Below are 22,383 nucleotides of genomic sequence, written 5' to 3' on the forward strand. Positions count from 1 at the left end.
CGCGCCCAGCCCTCACGGCTCGATCGCCGCCCCCACCACCGCCGCGCCACCGCCAATCGTGCCGATGCGCGTGGCCCGGCCCGTCTCCAGATCGATGCGGTACCAGCTTGAGCTGCTGCCCCGGCTGATGGCAGAGTAGGCTGCGTTTGATACGTCGGAGATGTCCAGCGTGGCCTGTTCGAAGGGCCCGATGCCCAGCGAGCCGATGGTGAACAGCCGCCCGCTGTTGGGCGAGATCATGGGCTGCACGCCCTCCTTGCTGCCCTGGTGCACCAGCAGGCCTTGCCGGCCTTCCAACGCGTAGTTGGTGGTGATCTTTTCGTCGCGCTTGTTGTAGCTGTAGCCGGCAGCGACCAGGGCCACGGGCTTGCCGGCGTTCACATCACCGGCGTCAAAAGCCAAGCGGCCATCGAATTGCAGGCCGGGCTGTTCGGCGTTGCCATCCACCACGGCGCCGGTGTCCGGATGCAGGCGCAGATTGAAGCCGGCGTCGTTGACCACGCGGATGCGATCCACGGTCGGGTTGAAATCAAAACCCCATTCCTGGGCACCTTCGCTCGGCAAGGCCGATGGCGTGCCCACGGTGCTGACGCTGCCGTCCTGCGTGTTGATGCGGTAGAGCTGACCGCTGGCGCCCAGGCCGTAGAGCTGGCCCTTGGCCACGCGATAGTCGATGCCCAGCAAGCGATCCTGCGGCGCCAGGCCGCGCAGCGGTTTGCTGCTCAGCAGCCGCTGGGGTTGGCCGGCATTGAACTGGATCAACTGCTGGGCCGTGGTCACGGCGTAGATCATCTCCTTGGCCGGCGGCCCCGGCACTTCTTCCGGCACGCTGCTGCAGCCTCCCAGGAACAGGGCCGCACAGGCGATCGACGCGGCGGACAGGAGCGAAGCGGGTAGGGCGGGTGTTCGGGGCATGGCGGGCGGTCCTCGCAGGAGTTCAACAATCCAGCGTCCGATGCTGCCACGCGGGCAGCCTTCGTGCGCGCACATGCCGGCAAAGACCGTGCAGCTGTTCCGGCTCTGGCCCGGCCCGTAGCCCACCCCAGCCACCGGCCTCAGGAGGTCTCGCTGCCCGGGCTGCTCCGCACGCAGTTGCGCCCGGCGGTTTTGGCGGCATACATCAGCTGGTCGGCGCGGCGTAGCAGGGTCTCCAGGTCGTCGCCCGGCTGACGTTGGCTCAGGCCGATGCTGATGCTGACCGGCAGGTGGCTGCCGCACTGCTGCCAGTTGCCCTCGGCCACGCGTTGGCGCACGCGCTCGCAGATGCGCTGGGCCTCGTCCAGCGTGCGATCGGGCAGCACGAGCACAAACTCCTCGCCGCCCATGCGCGCCAGCACGTCGCTGGCGCGGATGTCCTGTTGCAGCAGCTGGCCCAGCTGCTTGAGCACGGCGTCGCCGGTGGCGTGGCCGCAGTCGTCGTTGATGCGCTTGAAATGGTCGGCGTCAATGACGGCCAGGCTCAGCGGGCTGTCGCTCTGGCCCGGGCCCCAGAGCGTGCGGGCCTGGGCCTCCAGGCCGCGGCGGTTGAGCAGGCCGGTCAGGCCGTCGCACATGGCGTCCTGCTGCAGCTGGGCGGCGCGGGCCAGCAGCTCGCTCTGGCTGCGGATCAGTTCGGCCTCGCGCTCGATGGCGGCGCGTGCCGCCAGCCGCGCTTGCTCCGCCTCGGCCCAGACTTCGGCGCTACGCGCCACCATGCGCAGGCGGCGTTTGAAATGCTCCATCATCAGATGGTGGCGTTCCTCGAAGCGCTGCAGCGCGGCCTGAAGATGGCCGTAGCTGCGCTCGAGATGGCTGAGCTCGAACAAGATCTGGTGCACCAGATCGGGTTCGTGGCATTCCTGGGCGATGTGCAGCGCATGTTCCAGCGCGTGGCGGGCGTCTTGCTCGCGGCCGCTTTCGGCAGCGGCCATGCCCTGGGTCAGGCTGACCTCGGCGCGCAGCACCGGGCTGTCGCTGGACAGGCCGGCCGCGCGCTGAAGCAGACCGGGCACGCCGGCCATCTGGCTTTGCAGCACCTGGGCGCGTGCCAGTTTCGCGTAGGCCTCGCCGAGGATGTTGTCCAGGCCATGGATGATGCAGGACTCGATGGCCCGTTCGTACCAATGGCCGGCATCCTGGGCGTGGCGCGCAGCGCCGGCGTCGTCGTGGCGCTCGCGGCAGCGCAGGGCCTGGCTCAGGTGGATCTCCGCCAGGTTGGACAGGCCGGCCGTGGCCGAGGGTCCGTAGCCATGGCCTTGTGCTTCCTCGATGCCGGCGCGCAGGCTCAGCTCGGCGCGCTGCCAGTCGCCCATCTGGTTGAAGAGCACGGCCCGGTTCAGCTGCGCGCGCACCAGCTCTCGCGAGGACTGTTGCTGCTCGGCCAGGGCCAGGGCCTTGCTGGCCCATTCCAGGCCGCGCTCCGGGTCGCCCAGCACGCCGAGCGAAAAACCCAGCACGCTGTAAGCGCGGCACAGCTCCTTGCGGGCCTCGGTCGCCTCCAGCACCGGCACATGGGGCAGCAGCAGCTGCATGGCCTCTTCGTGGCGCGAGTCGTAGGCGGCAATCAAGCCCAGCGCAATGCTGGCGCGGCTGCTGGCGAGTTCGTCGCCGGCCTCGCGGGCCTGCTCCAGGCATTGCTGGGCCAGGCGGCGGGCTTCGCCCAGCTGGCCCTGGTCCAGCAGGGTGTAGCTGCGCTGCAGCTCAGGGTCAGGTGTGCGGTGCTGAGACATGGGGCAGGGCCTTCAAGACGCCGCGGCGGCATGCTCGGCACGCCGGACAGGATTTGGGACAATCACGGGCATGGCGCACACAACTTCCTCCTCCACTCCTTCAGCTTCCTCTTCGTCTGCCCCCGTCTCGGCGGCGGCTCAGACCCTGAGTATCACCCGGCCCGATGACTGGCATCTGCATGTTCGCGACGAGGCGGCCTTGCAAAGCGTGCTGCCCTACACAGCCCGTCAGTTCGCCCGGGCCATCATCATGCCCAATCTGCGCCCGCCGGTGACCACGGCCGCGCAAGCGATCGCCTACCGCGAGCGCATCCTGGCCGCCGTGCCGGAGGGTCTGGACTTCCAGCCCTTGATGACCATGTACCTGACCGACCTGACCCCGGTCGAGGAGATCGAGCGCGCCAAGGACGCCGGCGTCGTCGCCCTGAAGCTGTATCCGGCCGGTGCCACCACCAACAGCGATGCCGGCGTGACCGACATCCGCAAGACCTACAAGACCCTGGAGGCCATGCAGCGCGCCGGCCTGCTGCTGCTGGTGCACGGCGAGGTGACCGATCCCGAGATTGATGTCTTCGACCGCGAGGCGGTTTTCATTGACCGTGTGATGCAGCCGTTGCGCCGCGACATGCCCGAGCTCAAGGTGGTGTTCGAACACATCACCACCAAGGAGGCGGCCGACTACGTGGCCAGCGCGGACGACTTCACGGCCGCCACGCTGACGCCCCAGCATCTGCTCTACAACCGCAACGCCATCTTCACCGGCGGCCTGCGCCCGCACTACTACTGCCTGCCCGTGCTCAAGCGCGAGCTGCACCGCCGCGCCTTGATCGAGGCCGCCACCTCGGGAAGCAAGAAGTTCTTCCTCGGCACCGACAGCGCGCCGCACGCCTCGCAGATGAAGGAAAACTCGGTCTGCGGCGCCGGCTGCTTCACCGCCCTTTCGGCCCTGGAGCTGTACGCCGAGGCTTTTGAAGCCATGGGCGCGCTGGACAAGCTGGAGGCCTTCGCCAGCTTCAACGGCCCCGATTTCTACAAGCTGCCGCGCAACAGCGGCCAGGTCACCCTGGTCAAGCAAGAGTGGACCCTGCCCAGCGCCGTGCCTTTCGGCGCGGCCGAACTCAAGCCCCTGCGTGGCGGCGAAACCCTGGGCTGGAAACTGCTCTGAGTTCGGCGCTGGATTTCGGCATCGATTGGTCCGCGCCCTGGCTGGCGCCCTACCGCGCACGTGGGCTGGCGCTGGCGGCTGACCTCGCCGCCGGCGCCCGCGTGGCCGAGGCGCTCAATGCCCAGCTGCGCGCGGGGCCCCCGGTCTTGCTCGAGGCCGGCCCGCTGCGCTTTGTGGCCCAGGATGAGCTGCCCGAGGGCGAGGCCTACGAGGCCTTCATCCACCGCAGCGCCTGCGTGCCGACGCGCGACAACGCCCATGATTTGTTCAACGGCCTGGTCTGGCTGCACTGGCCCGGGCTCAAGACCCGGCTCAACGCACTCCATCTGCAAGCCTTGACCGAGAGCGGCGGCGTGCAGGCGCAGCGTGGCCCGCTGCGCGATGCCCTGACCCTGCTGGATGAGAACGCCGCCTTTTTGCAGGGGCCCGAATCGCTGCGGGCGGCTCTGCGTGAGCGTGACTGGACCGCGCTGTTCGGCCGCTTGCGCCCGCTCTGGGCCCAGGCGCGGCTGCAACTGGTGGGCCATGCCTTGATGGAAAAGCTGCTGCAGCCGCGCAAGCCCATCTGCGCCCATGTGCTGATCCTGCCCGAGGCAGCCGATGCGCAAGACGCGAGTGGCCGCTGGCTGGCGCCGGAGTGCCTGCGGCACAAGCCTTTTGTGCCGCTGCCGGTGCTAGGCGTGCCCGGCTGGTGGCCGGCCAATGAAAACGCGGATTTCTATGACGACCCCGGGGTGTTCCGCCCCGGCGTGCGGGTACAAACCGGCTAGCATCGCCGCTTCTCTGAACCTTGGGAGGTTCCACTTGTTCCGATTTCTCCTTCAGCCCTCGGCGCGCCTGCTTCGGCCGCTCGTGGGGCTCATGGGCAGCCTCATGTTTGGGGGGCTGCTCGGTGTCGCCTCGGCGGCCCCGTCGCCGGCCGTGACGCCGCCGCCGGCAGCTGCTGCGGCTTCAGCCCCGGCCGCCGTGTCGGCCACGGCGCGCCGCGTCTACGAGGGCACGCGCGCCCAGCTGCTGCAGATCCGCACTTTGCTCAAGACCCAGGACAGCCAGGCCTCGGTGGGCTCGGGTTTTCTGGTCAGCGAAGACGGCCATGTGCTGACCAACTACCACGTGATCAGCCAGTTCGCCCTGGAGCCTGAGCGTTACCGCCTGCGCTACGCCACGACCGAGGGGCAGGAGGGACAGCTGGAGCTGCTGGACTTCGATGTGCGCCGCGATCTGGCCCTGCTGCGCGCGCCCGCCGGAGCCTTGAAAGGGCGGGGCGCTTTGAGCTTCCGCCCGGCCGACCGTCCGCTGGCCAAGGGCGACCGTATCTACTCGATGGGCAATCCGCACGATGTGGCCTTTGCTGTGGTCGAGGGCAATTTCAACGGCCTGGTCGAGCGCAGCTTCGATCCGCTGATCTATTACTCGGGCAGCATCAACTCGGGCATGAGCGGCGGCCCGGTGGTGGACGAAGACGGGCGGGTGGTCGGCGTCAATGTCTCGGCCATGTTCTTTGCCCAGCAGATGAGCTTTCTGGTGCCCGGTGAGTTTGCCCGTCAGCTGTTCGAGCGCAGCCGCACGGCCAAGCCCCTGAGTGCGCCGGCCTGGCCGCGCCTGCGCGAGCAGCTGCTGCGTTACCAGGACGAGCTGGTGACGCGTTTCGTGGCCCAACCCTGGGCTTCGGCCGGTCACAGCCGCTATCAGCTGCCGGTGCCGCAGGAGCAGTTCATGCGCTGCTGGGGCCGCGGCACGCCGGCCGACACCAAGGGACTGGAGTTCCAGCGCTCGCAGTGCCGCATGGAGCACGCCGTCTTTGTCAGTGATGCCATGCAGACCGGCTACCTGGACATGTCTCACGAGGCCTACGACGGCGCCAAACTCGGCGCCATCCGCTTTGCCAAGCAGTATTCGGGCAGCTTCCGCAACGAGCGCCTGGGCCGCGATGACAAGGACCGCACCGCACCGTTTTGCAAGGAAGAGTTTGTCGACCGCGCCGGCCTGCCGCTGCGCGCCGTGGTGTGCCTGCGTGCCTACCGCAAGCTCAGCGGTCTGCATGACCTGAGCGTGCTGGTCACCACGGTGGACGCCAGCACCGAAGGCGCGCTGGGCCGCTTCGACGCCCGCGGCGTCAGCTTCGACAATGCGCTGAAGTTGAGCGCCCATTACCTGGAAGGTTTTGCATGGACCGCCAAGAAGAACAACGACAAGAACAGCAGCAGCAACAGCCCCAGCGCATCGCGGTGATCGAGGTGCTGGGCCGCGACGGCGAAGTCCGTTCGGTCCAGCGGGTGCAGCAGTGGCCGGCCCTGATCGGCCGCTCGGTGCTTTGCGATGTGGTGCTGGAAGACGGCCATGTGGCGGCCGAACATGCCCAACTGCTCTGGGACGATCAAGGCCCGCGCCTGCGCCTGCTGCCCAGCCTCAACGGCGGCTGGCTGGGCGAGCGCCGCTTGCGCGAGGGCGAGGTGGCCGATCTGCAGCCCGCCGCGGCCTTCCAGCTGGGCGCCACGCACCTGCGCTGGCGCAGCAGCGAGGAGCGCCTGGCCGCCGAGCAGCCCATGCAGGCCCACCAGCAACGGGCCGCCAAGGTGGCGGCCGGCTGGGTGCCAGGCCTGCTGGCGCTCTGGTTGGGCCTGCTGTGGTTTGACCAATGGTCGGCGCTCAATCCGGGTTCACCGTGGGTCGATTACAGCGGCGCCGTGCTCGGCCCGCTGGCGGTGATCCTGGGCTGGGCGGCGCTGTGGTCCTTGGTGACTCAGCTGTTCCAGCATCGCTTTCCCTTCGCCACCCATCTGCGCCGGGCGCTGGTGGGCGTGACGGGCCTGCATCTGCTGAGTTTTGGCCTGCCGCTGCTGGCCTATGCCCTGAGCTGGCCGCGCTTGCTGGTGGTCGATGCGCTGGTCTTTCCGGCGGGCGTGGCGGCGCTGTTGTGGTGGCATGCCATCCTGGTGTGGCCGCGCGGGCGGCGTTGGCTGGCCCTGGCCATCACGGCCGGCCTGGCCACGGTGATGGTGCTGACCGTGGCGCGCCGCCTGGAGCAGCAGCATTGGTTCGGCCCCAGTTACCTGAGCGCCTTGCCGCCGCCGTCCTTCCGCCTGGTCAACCCGAAGCCGCCCGAAGCCTTGATCGACGCCCTGCGGCCGCTGGAAGCGCAACTGGCCCGCCAGGCCAGCAAAGACAACGACACGCCCAGCAGCGAGGGTGAGCAGGACTGAGCGCACGGAATTTCGCTTCTTCCAATGACAAGGCCCGGGCCCGCGTGTTGCGAGCCCGGGCCTTGTGTTTGTTGCGCGACTCAGGCGCCTATCATCAAGCCGGCAGGAAGCCCTCGATCGAGAGATACCGTTCGCCGGTGTCGTAGTTGAAGCCCAGCACGCGAGCGCCGGCGCCCAGCTCGGGCAGCTTCTGCGCGATGGCGGCCAGGGTGGCGCCGCTGGAGATGCCGACCAGCAGGCCTTCCTGCGCAGCACTGCGGCGTGCGTACTCGCGCGCGGCTTCGGCCTCGACCTGGATCACGCCGTCCAGCAATTCGGTTTTCAGATTGACCGGGATGAAGCCGGCGCCGATGCCCTGGATCGGGTGCGGGCTTGGCGCGCCGCCGCTGATCACGGGCGAGGCCGAGGGCTCGACGGCAAAGACCTTGAGCTGCGGCCAGTGTTGCTTCAGCACCTTGGCGCAGCCGCTGATGTGGCCGCCGGTGCCCACGCCAGTGATGAGTGCATCCAGGCCTTCGGGGAAGTCGCGCAGGATTTCCTGGGCGGTGGTCCGCACATGGACATCGATATTGGCCGGGTTCTCGAATTGCTGGGGCATCCATGCGTTCTCATGCTGGCTCAGCAGTTCCTGGGCGCGGGCGATGGCGCCCTTCATGCCTTTTTCGCGCGGGGTCAGGTCGAAGCTGGCGCCGTAGGCCAGCATCAGGCGGCGGCGTTCCACCGACATGCTGTCGGGCATCACCAGGATCAGCTTGTAGCCCTTGACCGCGGCGACCATGGCCAGGCCGACGCCGGTGTTGCCCGAGGTCGGCTCGATGATGGTGCCGCCGGGCTGCAGCAGGCCGCGCGCTTCAGCGTCTTCCACCATGGCCAGGGCGATGCGGTCCTTGATGGAGCCGCCCGGGTTGCTGCGTTCGGACTTGATCCAGACCTGGGCCTCAGCGCCGAACAGGCGCTGGACGCGGATGTGGGGCGTGTTGCCGATGGTGGCGAGGATGTTGTTGACTTTCATGGCGCGGGGCTCCTTCCGGGGGAAGCGCAAATGCTAGCCTGAGCTGGCGCCCAGCCTTCACTGTTTTCGTGATGAGCTTATGCCGTGTGCGCCATCAGGGATAATGGCGCTGTGAAGCAAGTCAGACCGCCGCTGGTGCGAGCATGGAAACATGGCACTGGAGGAAGGTCCGGACTGCATAGAGCGGCGTAGCAGCTAACGGCTGTCCGGCGTGAGCCGAGGATCAGAGCAACAGAGACGAGTCGATCAAACGTGCCGGGCGCAAGCCGGGCGGGACCGGAAGCGCAGCCTCCGGGGTCGGGTGAAACGGGCAATCTCTACGCGCAGCAACACCAAGTAGGCCCGTATTGATGCGGCTCGCAGAGCGGGCGGGTAGGTGGCACCGAGCCGGGCAGCGATGTCCGGCCCAGAGGAATGGCGGTCACAGGACCGGACCCGCAAGGGTCAGGTCTTGCACAGAATCCGGCCTATCGACTTGCTTCACTCTTTCTTTTTCCTTTCCACCTCGCGTCGCCGCGTCACCAAGTCTGAGCGTAGGGCGGCTGGCAGCACGAAGCAGCCTTTGGTGGTTTTGCTCGTGAGGCCCTGCAGCCCGTGCCGCCACCGGGCTCATGGTTCCGGGGTCGGCCCTGGCGGGCCGACTTCCCTGCGCTGCTCGCGCCTCGGGGCTGGCGCATAACTCACTCCGCTCCCTGCGTTCGCTTCGTTCAGACAGAAGCGCCAAGTCAGAACTTGAAGCGCACGAGTACGTGCGCGCCCCGAGGCGCTGTGCTGCTCGGCCCGGCACAAATCGCCCGGCAGCGGCCCGGACTGCAGGGCGCTTGCATGGCGATCGATCTGCCTCATCAACGGTGGAACACGCCACCTCCGGAGGTGGCTCGGCCCGCCGACGGGCGATTTGTGCGCGGCCGAGGGCGCAGCGGAGCGGCTCAGGCGCGTGTACTCACGCGCTTCAAGCTCTGACTCGGCGCCACTGTTTGACCACAGTGAGCGCAGCGAACGGAGGGAGTTTGGCGCCGCTGAGCCGCGCAGTGAGCACCGAGGGGAGTCGGCTCGAAGAGCCGACCCGCGAACCATGAGTCCGGCGGCGGGACGAGACACCGCAGCGTGAGCGATCAGCGCACTGGACGACCGCAAGGTGCCGCAACCAGCCTGTCGAACCTTGTCCTCAGGCCGGCGCTTGCAGCAGTGCCTCAATGGTTTCCTGAACGGCCAGGCTTTCGGCGAAGCCGGGCAGGCCGTGGCGGCGGCCTTGGATCAGGGCGACCCATTGATCGAGCTGGTCGAGGCGGCTGCGTTCGCGTTGCAGTTCCGGGGCCAAAGCCTCGGCGGAGGTGCTGGTGTCCTGAATGCGGGTGAACCATTCGCCCAGTTCCAGCGTGCCGTGCTCGGCTTGCCAGACCATGCGATTGAGGTCGGCTTGTTCGCCGCCGACACGGCCGTGGATGCGCAAGGGCACACCGCCGATCTCGAGTTCAGCGGTCAGCTGGGTTTCGGCGCCTCGGCCCTCAGAGGGGAAAAGAACCTCGCTACGCAGCAGTCGGGCCGGGCCCAGCACGCGCTGGGCTGCGAAGATGAAGTGCGACATCACCTCGCGGCTGAAGCCGCCTTCCTCACGCTCGGCCAGCCAAGCGCCCGCGGCGGCCTGCCAGGGGCGCGGCCAGGCGGCAAAAGCCAGCTCCAGTTCGATGTGCTGCAAGCGGCCCAGGCTGGGCGCGCTGGCCATCGCGCCGAAGCGCTGTTGCAGCAAGGCCAGGCCCGGCGAGGAAGCGAGGGCGAAGTTGACCGCCGCGCGCTGGCCCTCGGCCGCGATGCGGGCGATGCAGCGGCGCGCGCCGGGGAAGTCCACCGTCAGCGGCTTCTCGCAGAAGACGGCCAGGCCGGCGTCGAAACCCAGCTCGCTCAAGCGCAGATGGGCCGCCGGCGGCGTGGCGATGTAGAGGCTGTGCAAGCCCGGGCTCTGGATCAAGGCCTCGGCGCTGTCAGCAGCGCGCAGATGGGGGTAGCGCGCCAGGGTCTGGGCCAGGGCCGCCGGGTTGGCGTCCCAGACCCAGCGGGCGCGCAGGCGGGCGTGGCCCTGCAGCCGCTCCAGCATGCGTTGGCCCATCACGCCCAGGCCGATCACGCCCAGATTCAAAAAGTCTGCCTTGGTGCCGTCCGTGCTCATGGTGTGTGTTCGCTGTGCAAAGCCTTGGAGGCGCGCAGTGTAGGGGCGGCCGCTACACTGGCGGCGCTCCGTTTCACCAGGCATCGTCGCCGCGCGTGTGAACCTCGTCTGAGCCCGCAGCCCCTTCCATGAATCCCGAAGCCAGCCGTTTGTGGCGCGCACCCCGTTGGGCCTTGGCCGTCTTGTTGGCCGGCTTGGGCATGGTGGGCCCGTTCTCCATCGACACCTATCTGCCGGCCTTTGCGGGCATTGCCGCGGCCTTGCAGGCCACGCCGGTGGAGATGCAGCAGACCTTGTCCAGCTACCTGTTGGGCTTTGCGGTGATGAATCTGTTCCACGGCGCCTTGTCCGACAGCTTCGGCCGGCGGCCAGTGGTGCTGGTGGGCATGGCGGTGTTCACGCTGGCCTCGGTCGGTTGCGCCTTGGCTGGCAGCATCGGCCAGCTGGTGTTCTGGCGCACGGTCCAGGGCATGTCGGCCGGGGCCGGCATCGTGGTGTCGCGCGCCATCATCCGCGATATGTTCCCGCCGTCCGAGGCGCAGCGGGTGATGTCGCAGGTGACCATCTTCTTCGGCGTGGCGCCGGCGATTGCGCCCATGGTGGGCGGCTTTCTGTTCGTGCATGCCGACTGGCATTCCATCTTCTGGTTCCTGGTGCTGGTGGGCGTGGCTCTGCTGGTGGCCAATTGGCGCCTGCTGCCCGAAACCCTGCATGAGAAAGACCGCCATCGTTTCCACGTTGGCGAGCTGATGCGTGGCTACCGGCAGCTGGTCATCAACCGCCGCTTCGTGCTGCTGGCCCTGGCCAGCGGCATCCCGTTCAACGGCATGTTTCTCTACGTGCTGGCGGCGCCGGTGTTCGTGGGCGAGCATCTGCAGCTGGCGCCGACGCAGTTCTTCTGGTTTTTCTGTTTTTCCATCGGCGGCATCATGGGCGGTGCGGCGCTGAGCGGCCGGCTGGCCGGGCGCATCCAGCCCAAGCGCCAGATCCGCATTGGCTTCACCATCATGGTGCTGGTGTCGCTGCTCAATGTGACGCTCAACCTGCTGCTGCCCCCCAGTCCTTTCTGGGCCCTGCCGGTGATTTCGACCTTCTCCTTCGGCTGGGCGCTGATGGTGCCGGTGGTGACGCTGATGGTGCTCGATGTCGTGCCTGAGCGGCGCGGCATGGCGTCCTCGCTGCAGGCCTGCATCGGCAGCGCGGCCAACGGCCTGGTGGCTGGCGTGGTCGTGCCCCTGGTCATGCACTCCACGCTCGCGCTGGCCCTGGCCTCGATGGGGCTGATGAGCATCGGCCTGCTGTCCTGGCTGTGGATCAAGGGCGACGTGCCGTCCTGAGTCGGGCGCAGCGTTTGCCGGATCTCAAGCCGGCGCGGTTTTGTCCGAAGACATGACGAGCAGGCCCGGTTCTCGGGCCGGGAGTTGCGCATGTCTGAATCCAAGTCTGAACCCATCACGCGGCGGCCACGGCTTCGCCCTCTCATCCTGTGTCTGTCCTTGTTGAGCCTGATGTCGCTGGCGCCAGCCCGGGCGGCCGATGAGTCGCTCGATGTGTTGCGCCAGCGTCTGGCGGAGCGACTGAGCGACAAATCCGAGTCGCCCAAGGGCATGAAAGTCACCAGCAAGGGCGGCGAGGAGGGCGGCAAGAGCACCAAGGCCAAGGGCGGCAAGGCCAACAAGGCCGAGGCCGGACATGAGACCAAGCATGGCGCCGCAGGGGGCCATGTGCACTGGGGCTATGCCGGCGAGGGTGCACCCGACAAATGGGCCGAGCTGAGCCCCGAGTTCCGCCAATGCGCGGTGGGCACGCGCCAGAGCCCGATCGACATCCGCGAGGGCATTCGTGTCGATCTGGAGAAGATCCAGTTCGAGTACCGCCCCAGCAGCTTCGCCGTGCTGGACAACGGCCACACCATCCAGGTCAATGTGGCGCCGGGCAATGCGCTGCAGGTCATGGGCCGGCGTTTCGAGCTGCTGCAGTTCCACTTCCACCGCCCCAGCGAAGAGCGCATCAACGGCCGCCAGTACGACATGGTGGCCCATCTGGTGCACAAAGATGCCGAAGGCCGCCTGGCCGTGGTGGCCGTGCTGCTGGAGCGCGGTCAGGACCAGGCCTTGGTGCAAACCATCTGGAACAACCTGCCGCTGGAAAAAGGCGAGGCCTTGCCCGCGCCGGGCTTGCTGGACTTGAACCAGCTGCTGCCCGAGAACCGGGCCTACTACACCTATATGGGCTCGCTGACCACGCCGCCCTGCTCCGAGGGCGTGCTCTGGATGGTGATGCGCACGCCGGTGCAGGTCTCGCCCAACCAGATCGCCATCTTCTCGCGCCTCTACCCGATGAATGCCCGACCCATCCAGGCCGGTTCAGGGCGCCTGATCAAGGAGAGCAACTGAGGGGCTGCGCCCTTTCTCGCTGGGCATGAAGAACGGGGCCGCAAGGCCCCGTTTCTTTGGGTGGCGCAAGCGCTGCGTCAGAGCTCGGTCGGCAGCTGCAACTGCTGCTGGGCTTGCAGGCGGCGCTGCTCGGCGCGGCGGCTCAGCCAGCTGGCCAGGGTGGCGAAGAGCTGCTCGGCCACCACGGGCTTGGCCACATGGTCGTTCATGCCGGCGTCCAGGCAGCGCTGGCGCTCCTCGGCAAAGGCATTGGCCGTCATGGCCAGAATCGGCACGTCCCGGCCCAGGGGCAGGCCGCGGATGGCACGGGTGGCGTCCAGGCCGTCCATCAGCGGCATCTGCACATCCATGAGGATGAGGGCGTAATCGAACTCGCCGGCCATGCGCAAGGCCTCCTGGCCATCGCCCGCCACATCGACCTGCAGGCCGGCGCTGCCCAGCAGGGCCACGGCCACCTCCTGGTTCACCGCGTTGTCTTCAGCCAGCAGGATGCGGGTGCCGCTGAACTGCTTGAGCTGCTCGCGCGCCGCGGTGCCGCGCGGCGGGCCGGGCAGCACCGGCAGCTCGGCCTCGCTCTTGTCCACCTGCAACGAGAACCAGAAGCGGCTGCCCTGGCCCGGCGCGCTGTGCACCCCCACCTCGCCCTGCATCAGCTCGGCCAGGCGCCGGCAGATTGCCAGGCCCAGGCCGGTGCCGCCGTAGCGGCGGGTGGTGGAGCTGTCGGCCTGCTCGAAATCCTGGAACAGGCGGGCCTGGGCTTCCTCGGCGATGCCGATGCCGCTGTCCTGCACCTCGAAACGCAGGCGCAGGGCCGAGCCCAGATCCTCCTGCACCCGTGCGCTCAGGCGCACGAAGCCGGCCTCGGTGAACTTGACGGCATTGCCGGCAAAGTTCAGCAGCACCTCGGTGATGCGCTGGGCGTCGCCCAGCAGCACCTGGGTGGACAGCAGGTCGTCCAGATCCAGCTGGACGCGCAGCTGCTTTTCGTGGGCGCGCTGGGCCAGCATGCTGGAGATGTTGTCCAGCACCTGGATGACGGTGAACTCGGTGTGCTCCAGCTGCAGCTTGCCGGCCTCGATCTTGGAGAAGTCGAGCACATTGTTGATGACGCTGAGCAGGTGCTCGGCGGCGTCGGCCACCTTCTGCAAGCGCTCTTGCTGCTCGGGCTCGGTGGTGTCGCTTTGCACCAGATAGGTCAGGCCGATGATGGCGTTCATCGGCGTGCGGATCTCGTGGCTCATATTGGCCAGGAAGGCGCTCTTGGCCAGGCTGGCCGCCTGCGCCGCGTGGGTGGCCTCGGCCAGCTCGGCGGTGCGGGCCTCGACCAGCTCTTCGAGATGGTGGCGGTAGCGCAGCAGCTCCAGCGCGTCGCGGCGCTGGCGCGAGATGTCGGTCAGAAAGCCGTGCCAGAGCACGCTGCCGCCTTCTTCCAGCTGGGCAATCGCGTTGCCGAAGATCCAGCGCTCGCTGCCGTCGCCGAAATGGGTGCGGAACTCCTGCTGCCAGGGCGCCAGATGGCGGGCCGAGGCCAGCAGCGATTCGCGCACGCTGGCGCGGTCGGCCGGGTCGATCTGGGCGAACCAGGGCTCGGCGTCCTGGCTCAGGGCCGCCGCACTCAGGTGGAAATAGTCCTTCACCGCCTCGCTGACGTAGGCAAAGCTGAAGCGCCCGTCGGTGCCCAGGCGCAGCTGGTAGACCACGCCGGGCACGGTCTCGGCCATGCCGCGCAGGCGTTCGATCAGGGCCCGCTGGGCCTCGAACTGCTGCTGCAGCGCATCGCGCATATGGCCCAGATGGCCGCCCAGCAGGCCGATCTCGTCGGGTCGGCCGGGCTTGAGCTCGGCGCTGAAGCGGCCTTCGGCCAGGTCATTGGCAAAGTCGCCCAGCTCGCGCAGCGGTCGCATCAGGCGCGAGTTGACCAGGGCCAGGATCAGGGCCAGCGAGACCAGCAGCTGGCCGCCCACGGTGGCGCCGTAGAGCCAGCGTTGGCGGGTGAGGGCGGCGGTGCTGAGGTGGTTGTCGATCTCGATCTGGATGTGGCCGATGCGGGTCAGGCCGCGGAAGATCTCGCGCTCGCCCTTGATGCTCTGCCCCTTTTTGCGCTCGGGGAAGCTCATCTCGATGAAGGGCTGGCCTTGCGAGGCGTCGCTGACGTTGACGCGCACCACATCGGGCGAAGTCATGATGGCGGAGACCACCTCGCGTGCGGCCACCGTGTCCAGGTTCCAGAGCAGCTCGGGCAGGCTGCTGACCAGCACATCGAGCTTGGCGTCCAGTTCACGCTGCTGCGCCGCCTCGGCCACCTGGGGTTCACGCAGGCCAATCAGAAAGCCGCCCACGGCCATGGCTGGCAGCAGCAGACCGATGCTGGCGCCGAGCGCAATCGCGAAAAACAGCGAGCTGGAAGCTTTTCTGCTCAATATGACCTCGTCATGCACTCAGGCGGAGCCGGCGGCCTGTCGGGCGCCTCGAACACTTTCACACGCTTGACTTTGATTTTCGACAAGCGCTTGGGAAGCTGAAGCGCATTTTGGCGGCGGAACGGCTGCGCGCAGCGCCTCGATGTGACTTGCAACAGTTTTTCTTGTTTTCAAGTTCATCTTCCACTTGCAGACAGCTTTGCAAGTCCTTCATTTTGAACGAGTTTTAGATGCGCAAAGTGTCGAGAAGTTGTTTCTAAGTGCTTGATTTCATTGGAATTTTTTGCGATTTGCCTTGACTGGCCGGGGTTCGGTTAGTAAAGTGGGGAAAAGTGCATTTTGGTGGGTCGCCGTGGCGAATTTTGTGTTTCAGGGGGCTTCAGCCTTGGCAATGGATGCCAAGGGGCGTTTGGCCGTCCCGACACGCCACCGCGAGGTGCTGCAGGCCCTGTGCGCCGGGCAGCTGACGGTCACCAAGCATCCGGAAGGCTGCTTGATGGTCTTTCCCCGTCCGGCCTGGGAGGCCTTCCGTGACCGCATCGCCGCCCTGCCCATGTCGGCGGCCGGCTGGAAGCGGGTGTTCCTCGGCAATGCCATGGATGTGGAGATCGACAGTGCCGCCCGCGTGCTGATCTCGCCCGAGCTGCGTGCCGCAGCCGGTTTGCAAAAAGACGTGATGCTGCTCGGCATGGGCAGCCACTTCGAACTCTGGGATTCCGCCTCCTACGCCGCGCATGAGGCCAAGGTGATGGAATCCGAACTGCCGGACGCCCTCAAGGACTTCAGCTTCTGATGGACGCCCCACAAGACACCCCAACTGCCCAGTTCTCCCATACCACCGTGCTGCTGCACGAAACGGTGGAGGGCGTGCTCAACGACCCCAATGGCTGCTATGTCGACGGCACCTTCGGCCGCGGCGGCCATTCGCGCCTGCTGCTGTCCAAGCTCGGCGAGCAGGGGCGCCTGATCGGCATCGACCGCGATCTGGAGGCGATTGCCGCCGCCAGCAGCGGCGCCACCGCCATCACCGATGCGCGCTTTCGCATCCTGCATTCGCCGTTTGCTGACATGCGCTCGCAGCTGGCCGGTCTGGGCATCGAGCAGGTGCAGGGCGTGCTGCTGGATCTGGGTGTGTCGAGCCCGCAGATCGACAACCCCGAGCGCGGTTTCAGCTTCCGTTTCAACGGCCCGCTGGACATGCGCATGGACACCACCCGTGGCGAGAGCGCCGCGGATTTCCTGGCCCGCGCCGATGAGCGCCAGATCGCGGAAGTGATACGGAACTATGGGGAAGAACGGTTTGCTGTTCAGATTGCAAAGGCGCTTGTTGCTCGTCGGGAGAGCGGGAGTCCTGTGCGAAGCACCGATGAACTTTCCGAAGTCGTGGCTCGTGCAGTCAAAACCCGCGAAGCGGGCCAGAACCCTGCAACGCGCACATTTCAAGCTCTTCGGATTCACGTCAACGGCGAGCTTGAGGAGCTCGAGCAGGGGCTGAATGCCTCCCTGCGCCTGCTCGCCCCGGGCGGCCGCTTGGCCGTGATCAGCTTCCACTCGTTGGAAGACCGCATCGTCAAGACCTTCATCGGCGCGCACAGCAAGGACATCGTCGACCGCCGCGCCCTGTTTGCTGAACCCAAGGCGCTGCCTCTGCGCGCCATTGCCCGCATCAAGCCCAGCGAGGCCGAGGTGGCTGCCAATCCGCGCGCCCGCTCCGCCGTGCTGCGCGTGGCCGAGCGCACCGACGCGCCGCTGCCGGTCGAACACCAGAAGCGGCGCCACCAACGTACGGGCGGCTGATTCCGTGGGGCGGCTGAACTTCATCCTGCTGATCGCTGTGCTGGCCAGCGGCCTGATGCTGGTGCGCAGTGCCTACGAGGCGCGCCGCCTCTTCACGGCCGTTGATCGTGAGCAGGCCGAGGGCCGCCGTCTGGAAGCGGACAGCCAGCGCCTGCAGGCCGAACGCCATGCCCAGGCCACCAACATCCGTGTCGAAAAGGTGGCGCGCGAGCGCCTGCAAATGCGCGGCATCACCCCGGCCGTGAGCCAGCAGGTGGACGATCAGCAAGGGGCTCGCGCCACTGTAGCCGCTGCAGCGGCCAGCACTGGAGCCCGGCCATGAGGAAGTGGTTCGGTGGCGGCGACCGCAGCCAGAGATCGGCGCCTGGTGCCACCCAGCGCCCGCACAAGGCCGCATCGGCCAAGTCGGCCAGCCTGCGCCCGCAGAGCGCGCGCGCCGTCAGCTATTCCACCAGCCCCTTGCTGGCCTCCAAGACTCCGCCCTGGCGTTCGCGCTTTCTGGTCGGCCTGGTCGGCCTGGCCTTTGCTGGCTTGCTCGGTCGCGCGCTGTATGTGCAGGTGATCGGCACCGAGTTCTATCAAAAGCAGGGCGAGGCCCGCTTTGTGCACACGGTCGAGCTGCCCGCCAGCCGCGGCCGCATCAACGACCGCAGTGGCCAGGTCCTGGCCGCCAGCGTGGCCGTGCCCTCGATCTGGGCCATCCCCAAGGAAGTCGACGAAGACCCGGCCAAGCGCCGCGCCCTGGCCAAGATCCTCGGCATCAGCCCCGCCGAACTCGAGCGCAAGCTGGACCCCAGCACCCGCTTCGTCTGGCTGCGTCGTCAGGCCGAGGACCAGGTGGCCGCCGACATCAAGGCCCTGGGCCTCAAAGGTGTGTTCCAGGACCGCGAGTACAAGCGCAAGTATCCCGAGGGCGAGGCCGCGGCCCATGTGGTCGGCTTCACCAATATCGAAGAGCGCGGCCAGGAAGGCATCGAGCTGGCCTTCCAGAAGGCGCTGCAGGGCAAGGACGGCTCGCGCTCGGTCGTGCGCGACCGCCTGGGCCGGGTCGTGGATGAAGATGTGGGCGAGCGTGTGCCCGCCGCCAACGGCCGCGACATCGATCTGTCCATCGATTCCAAAGTCCAGTTCTTCGCCTACCAGCGCATCCGTGATGCGGTGGCCGAGCACAAGGCCAAGGCCGGCTCCGTGGTGGTGCTGGACGTACTGACCGGCGAGGTGCTGGCCCTGGCCAATTACCCCAGCTACAACCCCACCGAGCGCAAGAACCTCAGTGGCGCCCAGCTGCGCAACCGCGCGCTGACCGACATCTTCGAACCCGGTTCCACCATGAAACCCTTCATCGCCGCGCTGGCGCTGGAGACCGGCCGGGTGACGCCGGAGACCACCATCCAGACCGCACCGGGCAGCATCGTCATCACCGGCTCCCGGATCACCGACGCCCACCCGCATGGCGAGCTCTCGGTGGCCGGGGTGATCCAGAAGTCCAGCAACGTCGGCACGGTCAAGATGGCCATGACCATGCAGCCGCGTGAGATGCACGAGATGTTCACGGCCATCGGCCTGGGCCAGCGTCCGCAGATCGATTTCCCCGGTGCCATCACTGGCAAGCTGCGCCCCTACAAGAGCTGGCGCCCGGTCGAGCAGGCCACCATGAGCTATGGCTATGGTCTCTCGGCCTCGCTGCTGCAGCTGGCGCGTGCCTACACCGTGTTTGCGCGTGATGGCGAGGTCATTCCCGTCACCATGCTGCATCAGCCCGGCGGTGAGCCGGTGCGCGGCCTCAAGGTCTTCTCGCCCAAGACCGCCTACGACGTGCGCCAGATGTTGCAGGCCGCCGCCGCCCCGGGCGGCACCGCGCCGCTGGCCATGGCCAGCGGCTACAGCGTGGGCGGCAAGTCCGGCACGGCGCACAAGCAAGAAGGCAAGGGCTATGCCGGCAACAAGTACCGCAGCTGGTTTGTCGGCCTCGCGCCGATCAGCAAGCCCCGCATCATCGTCGCGGTGATGGTGGATGAGCCCAGCAACGGCGTGTACTACGGAGGCGCCGTGGCCGGCCCGGTGTTCAGCCAGGTGGTGTCGCAAAGCCTGCGCCTGCTGGGCGTGCCCACCGATCTGGAAGTCAAGCCGATGATCGTGGCCAGCCAGAGCGCCGGCAAGCCGGCGGCTGCCCAGGCCGTGGAAGAGAGCTTCTGACCATGTGGAAGCGACTGCTCTCGCGCCGCCATCCCCACCGCCCGGCGCCGTCGCTGCGGCGCAGCCTCAGCCATGGACACAGCCCGGTGCTGAGCACGCGCACCCCGGTCTGGCGCTCGCAGTTCCTGCTGGCCCTGGTTGGCGCCGGTCTGGCCGCCTTGCTGGGCCGGGCGCTTTATGTCCAGGTGATCGGCACCGAGTTCTTCCAGAAGCAGGGTGATTCGCGCCTGGTGCGCACCCTGGAGCTGCCGGCCAGCCGCGGCCGCATCCAGGATCGCAGCGGTCAGGTGCTGGCCAGCAGCGTGGCCGTGCCCTCCTTCTGGGCCATCCCGGCCGAGGTCGATGCCAGCCCAGCCCAGCGTCGTGCCCTGGCTCAGGCCCTGAGCCTGAGCGAGGCGGAGCTGAGCGCCAAGCTCGATCCCAGCGCGCGCTTCGTCTGGCTGCGCCGCCAGGTGGATGGCGAGACGGCCTCCCGCGTGCAAGCGCTCAAGCTCAAGGGCGTGTTCCAGGACCGCGAGTTTCAGCGCCACTATCCCGAGGGCGAAGCTGCTGCGCATGTCGTGGGCTTCACCAATCTGGAAGAGCAGGGTCAGGAGGGCATTGAACTGGCCTTCCAGAAGGATTTGCAAGGCCGCGATGGCCAGCGCTCGGTCATGCGCGACCGCTTCGGCCGCGTGGTTGAAGCGGCGGGCGAAACCGTGCCGGCCCACAACGGCCGCGATGTGGCCCTGTCCATCGATGCCAAGACCCAGTACTTCGCCTACCAGGCCATCCGCAGCGCGGTGGCCGAGAACCAGGCCAAGGCCGGCTCGGTGGTGGTGCTCGATGCGCGCAGCGGCGAGGTTCTGGCCCTGGCCAATTTCCCCAGCTACAACCCCGCCCAGCGCAAGCATCTGAGCGGCGAGCAGCTGCGCAACCGCGCGCTGACCGATGTCTTCGAGCCGGGCTCGGTGATGAAGCCCTTCATCGCCGCCCAGGCCATGGACAGCGGCCGCGTGCGCGCCGACACCGTGATCGCCACCGATGGCGGCCGCATGACCATCACCGGCGCCACCATCCACGATTCCCACCCCAGCGATTCGCTGACCGTGGCCGAGATCATCCAGCGCTCCAGCAATGTCGGCACGGTCAAGATGGCCCTGCAGATGCCGGCCCAGGAGATGCACGGGCTCTACACCAGCCTGGGTCTGGGCCGCCGGCCGCAGATCGACTTCCCCGGGGCTGTCGCCGGCACCTTGCGTCCGGCCCACAAATGGCGGCCGATCGAGCAGGCGACCATGAGCTATGGCTATGGTCTGTCCACCTCGTTGCTACAGCTGGCGCGCGCCTACACCGTGTTCGCGAACGACGGCGAGATCATCCCGCTGCGCATGACCAAGCTCTCGGACGGCGAGTCCGTGCAGGGCCAGCGCATCTTCAGCGCCGGCACCACCCGCCAGGTGCGCGCCATGCTGCAGACCGTGACCGAGCAGGGCGGCACCTCGCTCAAGGCGCGCAGCGAGGGCTACAGCGTCGGCGGCAAATCGGGCACGGCCTACAAGCAAGAAGGCCGTGGCTACAACAAGAACAAGTTCCGCGCCTGGTTCGTTGGCCTGGCGCCGATCGAGCGGCCGCGTTTGATCGTCGCGGTGATGGTGGATGAGCCCACCGGCCGCTTCCACGATGGCGGCAAGGTGGCCGGCCCCGTGTTCAGCCAGGTGGTGGGCAAGAGTCTGCAGCTGCTGGGCGTGCCGCCGGATCTGACCGTCAGCTCCCAAATTCTGGCCACGCGCCCCGCGCCGGCCCTGGACGAGATTCTCTGAAACCATGTTGACACGACTCAAGTCTCCCGAAGCGGCCGCCCGCTGGTTGCAGGAATGGACCACCGGCGCCCTGCGCACCGACAGCCGCCAGGTGCAGGCTGGCGATGCCTTCATCGCCTGGCCCGGCTATGCCCGTGACGGCCGCGGCTTTGTGGCCGGCGCACTGGCGGCCGGTGCCGCCACCTGCCTGGTCGAGGACGAGGGCGTGGAGGCCCATGGCTTTGTCGACGCCCGCGTGGCCTCGCTGCCCGGGCTCAAGGCCCGCACTGGCTTGATCGCGGCGGCCTATTACGGCGAGCCTTCCAAGCAGCTGGCCGTGATCGCCAGCACCGGCACCAATGGCAAGACCAGCACCGCCTGGTGGACCGCCCAGGCCCTGAGCCTGCTGGGCCAGCGCTGCGGCGTGGTCGGCACCCTGGGCGTGGGCGAACCGCCCATCCCGGGCCGCGAGCTGCCAAGCCAGATCGACTACACCGGCCTGACCACGCCCGACCCGGTGCTGCTGCAGGCCGCCTTCCGGCGCATGCAGGATGAGGGTTATGGCGCTTGCGCCATCGAGGCCTCCAGCATCGGCCTGAAAGAACACCGCCTGGACGGCACGCAGATCCGCGCCGCCCTGTTCACCAATTTCACGCAGGACCACCTCGACTACCACGGCAGCATGGAGGCCTACTGGGCCGCCAAGCGCGAGCTCTTCGATCGACCGGGTCTGCAGGCTGCGGTGGTGAATCTCGACGATGCCAAGGGTGCCGAGCTGGCTGCGGCCTTGCAGGGCCGCCTTGATGTCTGGACCTATGGTCTGAACCGCGAGGCACGCCTCAGCGCCATCGATCTGCATTACCGTGCCGGCGGCCTGGCCTTCACGCTCAAGGAAGCGGAGCAGGCGGTGCTGGTGGAAACCGGCCTGATCGGCGAATACAACGTCTCCAATCTGCTGGCCGTGATCGGTGGCCTGCGTGCCCTGGGCCATGGCCTGGCCGCGGTGGCCGCCGTGGCCGGCCGCGTCACCCCCGTGCCGGGCCGCATGCAACGGGTTGGCAACGGCCTGGAGCTGCCCCAGCTGGTGGTCGACTACGCCCACACACCCGATGCCCTGGACAAGGCACTCGGCGCCCTGGCCCCGCTGGCCCAGGCGCGCGGCGGCCAGCTGGTCTGCGTCTTCGGCTGCGGCGGTGACCGCGATCGCAGCAAGCGCCCGGCCATGGGTGCCATCGCGGCCCGCCTGGCCGACCGCGTCATCGTCACCAGCGACAACCCGCGCAGCGAAGCGCCGCAGCAGATCCTGGCCGATATCGAAGCCGGCTTGCCGGCCGGTGCCGGCCATCTCAGTGTGGTGGATCGCCGCGAGGCCATCGCCCAGGCCGTGCTGCAAGCGGGCCCGCGCGACGTCATCCTGGTGGCTGGCAAGGGCCATGAGGACTACCAGGAAGTTGAGGGTCAGCGCCAGCCCTTCTCCGATGTGGACGAAGCGCGCGCCGCCCTGATCCGGAGGGCCGGCCTGTGAGCGCCCAAGCCTT

The 22,383-nt window shown here is 67.8% G+C and carries 17 protein-coding genes and 1 other RNA gene; 13 read left to right on the forward strand and 5 right to left on the reverse strand.

Translation table 11 applies throughout. From position 1 onward, the window contains the following. Positions 1 to 12: 12 nt before the first annotated feature. Positions 13 to 915: a DUF4394 domain-containing protein gene (locus tag C1O66_RS01450; protein WP_102766218.1), complete on the reverse strand. Its 903-nt coding sequence runs from the start codon at positions 913 to 915 to the stop codon at positions 13 to 15. A gap of 140 nt (positions 916 to 1,055) precedes the next feature. After that, on the reverse strand, positions 1,056 to 2,708 hold the full coding sequence (locus C1O66_RS01455) for a GGDEF domain-containing protein (protein WP_102766219.1): 1,653 nt from the start codon (positions 2,706 to 2,708) through the stop codon (positions 1,056 to 1,058). 70 nt (positions 2,709 to 2,778) lie between these two features. On the opposite strand from C1O66_RS01455, the gene pyrC reads away from it, so the two are divergent. The 4 genes from pyrC to C1O66_RS01475 are packed head-to-tail and all read left to right on the forward strand — an operon-like array spanning position 2,779 to position 7,076. Further along, entirely contained in the window at positions 2,779 to 3,873 is a 1,095-nt protein-coding gene (gene pyrC / locus C1O66_RS01460; protein WP_102766220.1) for a dihydroorotase, read from the forward strand. Between the two features lie 8 nt (positions 3,874 to 3,881). Then, positions 3,882 to 4,643 (forward strand): DUF3025 domain-containing protein, encoded by a 762-nt coding sequence (locus C1O66_RS01465; RefSeq protein WP_102766597.1) that lies wholly within the window; start codon positions 3,882 to 3,884, stop codon positions 4,641 to 4,643. 34 nt (positions 4,644 to 4,677) lie between these two features. Further along, positions 4,678 to 6,105: a S1 family peptidase gene (locus C1O66_RS01470; RefSeq protein ID WP_223696743.1), complete on the forward strand. Its 1,428-nt coding sequence runs from the start codon at positions 4,678 to 4,680 to the stop codon at positions 6,103 to 6,105. Then, positions 6,042 to 7,076, forward strand: a complete 1,035-nt coding sequence (locus tag C1O66_RS01475; RefSeq protein WP_102766222.1) for an FHA domain-containing protein — start codon at positions 6,042 to 6,044, stop codon at positions 7,074 to 7,076. The genes C1O66_RS01470 and C1O66_RS01475 overlap by 64 nt, the downstream gene beginning before the upstream one ends. A 94-nt stretch (positions 7,077 to 7,170) precedes the next feature. On the opposite strand, the gene cysK is transcribed toward C1O66_RS01475, so the two are convergent. Further along, a complete protein-coding gene (cysK, locus tag C1O66_RS01480; RefSeq protein ID WP_102766223.1) occupies positions 7,171 to 8,088 on the reverse strand; it encodes a cysteine synthase A in 918 nt (305 codons plus the stop codon). A 113-nt stretch (positions 8,089 to 8,201) separates the two neighbouring features. Here cysK and rnpB point away from each other — a divergent pair. Then, positions 8,202 to 8,574: RNase P RNA component class A (rnpB, locus tag C1O66_RS01485), an RNA gene on the forward strand. Between the two features lie 682 nt (positions 8,575 to 9,256). On the opposite strand, the gene C1O66_RS01490 is transcribed toward rnpB, so the two are convergent. Next, positions 9,257 to 10,255 (reverse strand): Gfo/Idh/MocA family protein, encoded by a 999-nt coding sequence (locus C1O66_RS01490; protein WP_165794417.1) that lies wholly within the window; start codon positions 10,253 to 10,255, stop codon positions 9,257 to 9,259. Between the two features lie 128 nt (positions 10,256 to 10,383). Here C1O66_RS01490 and C1O66_RS01495 point away from each other — a divergent pair, with 128 nt between their 5' ends. Further along, positions 10,384 to 11,592 (forward strand): multidrug effflux MFS transporter, encoded by a 1,209-nt coding sequence (locus tag C1O66_RS01495; RefSeq protein ID WP_102766225.1) that lies wholly within the window; start codon positions 10,384 to 10,386, stop codon positions 11,590 to 11,592. 90 nt (positions 11,593 to 11,682) lie between these two features. Continuing rightward, positions 11,683 to 12,651, forward strand: a complete 969-nt coding sequence (locus tag C1O66_RS01500) for a carbonic anhydrase (RefSeq protein WP_102766226.1) — start codon at positions 11,683 to 11,685, stop codon at positions 12,649 to 12,651. Between the two features lie 77 nt (positions 12,652 to 12,728). On the opposite strand, the gene C1O66_RS01505 is transcribed toward C1O66_RS01500, so the two are convergent. Then, positions 12,729 to 15,071, reverse strand: coding sequence for an ATP-binding protein (locus tag C1O66_RS01505; protein WP_102766227.1), 2,343 nt, complete (start codon positions 15,069 to 15,071; stop codon positions 12,729 to 12,731). 364 nt (positions 15,072 to 15,435) lie between these two features. On the opposite strand from C1O66_RS01505, the gene mraZ reads away from it, so the two are divergent. From mraZ to C1O66_RS01535, 6 genes are read left to right on the forward strand one after another with little or no spacing between them, the layout of a single operon-like run. Next, complete coding sequence (gene mraZ / locus C1O66_RS01510) at positions 15,436 to 15,864, forward strand: division/cell wall cluster transcriptional repressor MraZ (protein WP_102766598.1); 429 nt, start codon at positions 15,436 to 15,438, stop codon at positions 15,862 to 15,864. After that, a complete protein-coding gene (gene rsmH, locus C1O66_RS01515) occupies positions 15,864 to 16,868 on the forward strand; it encodes a 16S rRNA (cytosine(1402)-N(4))-methyltransferase RsmH (RefSeq protein ID WP_102766228.1) in 1,005 nt (334 codons plus the stop codon). Before mraZ ends, rsmH begins: the two co-directional genes overlap by 1 nt. Before the next feature lie 4 nt (positions 16,869 to 16,872). After that, positions 16,873 to 17,190 (forward strand): cell division protein FtsL, encoded by a 318-nt coding sequence (ftsL, locus tag C1O66_RS01520; protein ID WP_102766229.1) that lies wholly within the window; start codon positions 16,873 to 16,875, stop codon positions 17,188 to 17,190. Next, positions 17,187 to 19,064, forward strand: a complete 1,878-nt coding sequence (locus tag C1O66_RS01525; RefSeq protein WP_102766230.1) for a peptidoglycan D,D-transpeptidase FtsI family protein — start codon at positions 17,187 to 17,189, stop codon at positions 19,062 to 19,064. Before ftsL ends, C1O66_RS01525 begins: the two co-directional genes overlap by 4 nt. 2 nt (positions 19,065 to 19,066) lie before the next feature. Then, positions 19,067 to 20,866: a peptidoglycan D,D-transpeptidase FtsI family protein gene (locus C1O66_RS01530; RefSeq protein ID WP_102766231.1), complete on the forward strand. Its 1,800-nt coding sequence runs from the start codon at positions 19,067 to 19,069 to the stop codon at positions 20,864 to 20,866. A gap of 4 nt (positions 20,867 to 20,870) precedes the next feature. Continuing rightward, positions 20,871 to 22,370, forward strand: coding sequence for a UDP-N-acetylmuramoyl-L-alanyl-D-glutamate--2,6-diaminopimelate ligase (locus C1O66_RS01535; protein WP_102766232.1), 1,500 nt, complete (start codon positions 20,871 to 20,873; stop codon positions 22,368 to 22,370). Positions 22,371 to 22,383 lie beyond the last annotated feature (13 nt).

Source organism: Paucibacter aquatile (assembly GCF_002885975.1).
GTDB classification, from domain to species: domain Bacteria; phylum Pseudomonadota; class Gammaproteobacteria; order Burkholderiales; family Burkholderiaceae_C; genus Paucibacter_A; species Paucibacter_A aquatilis.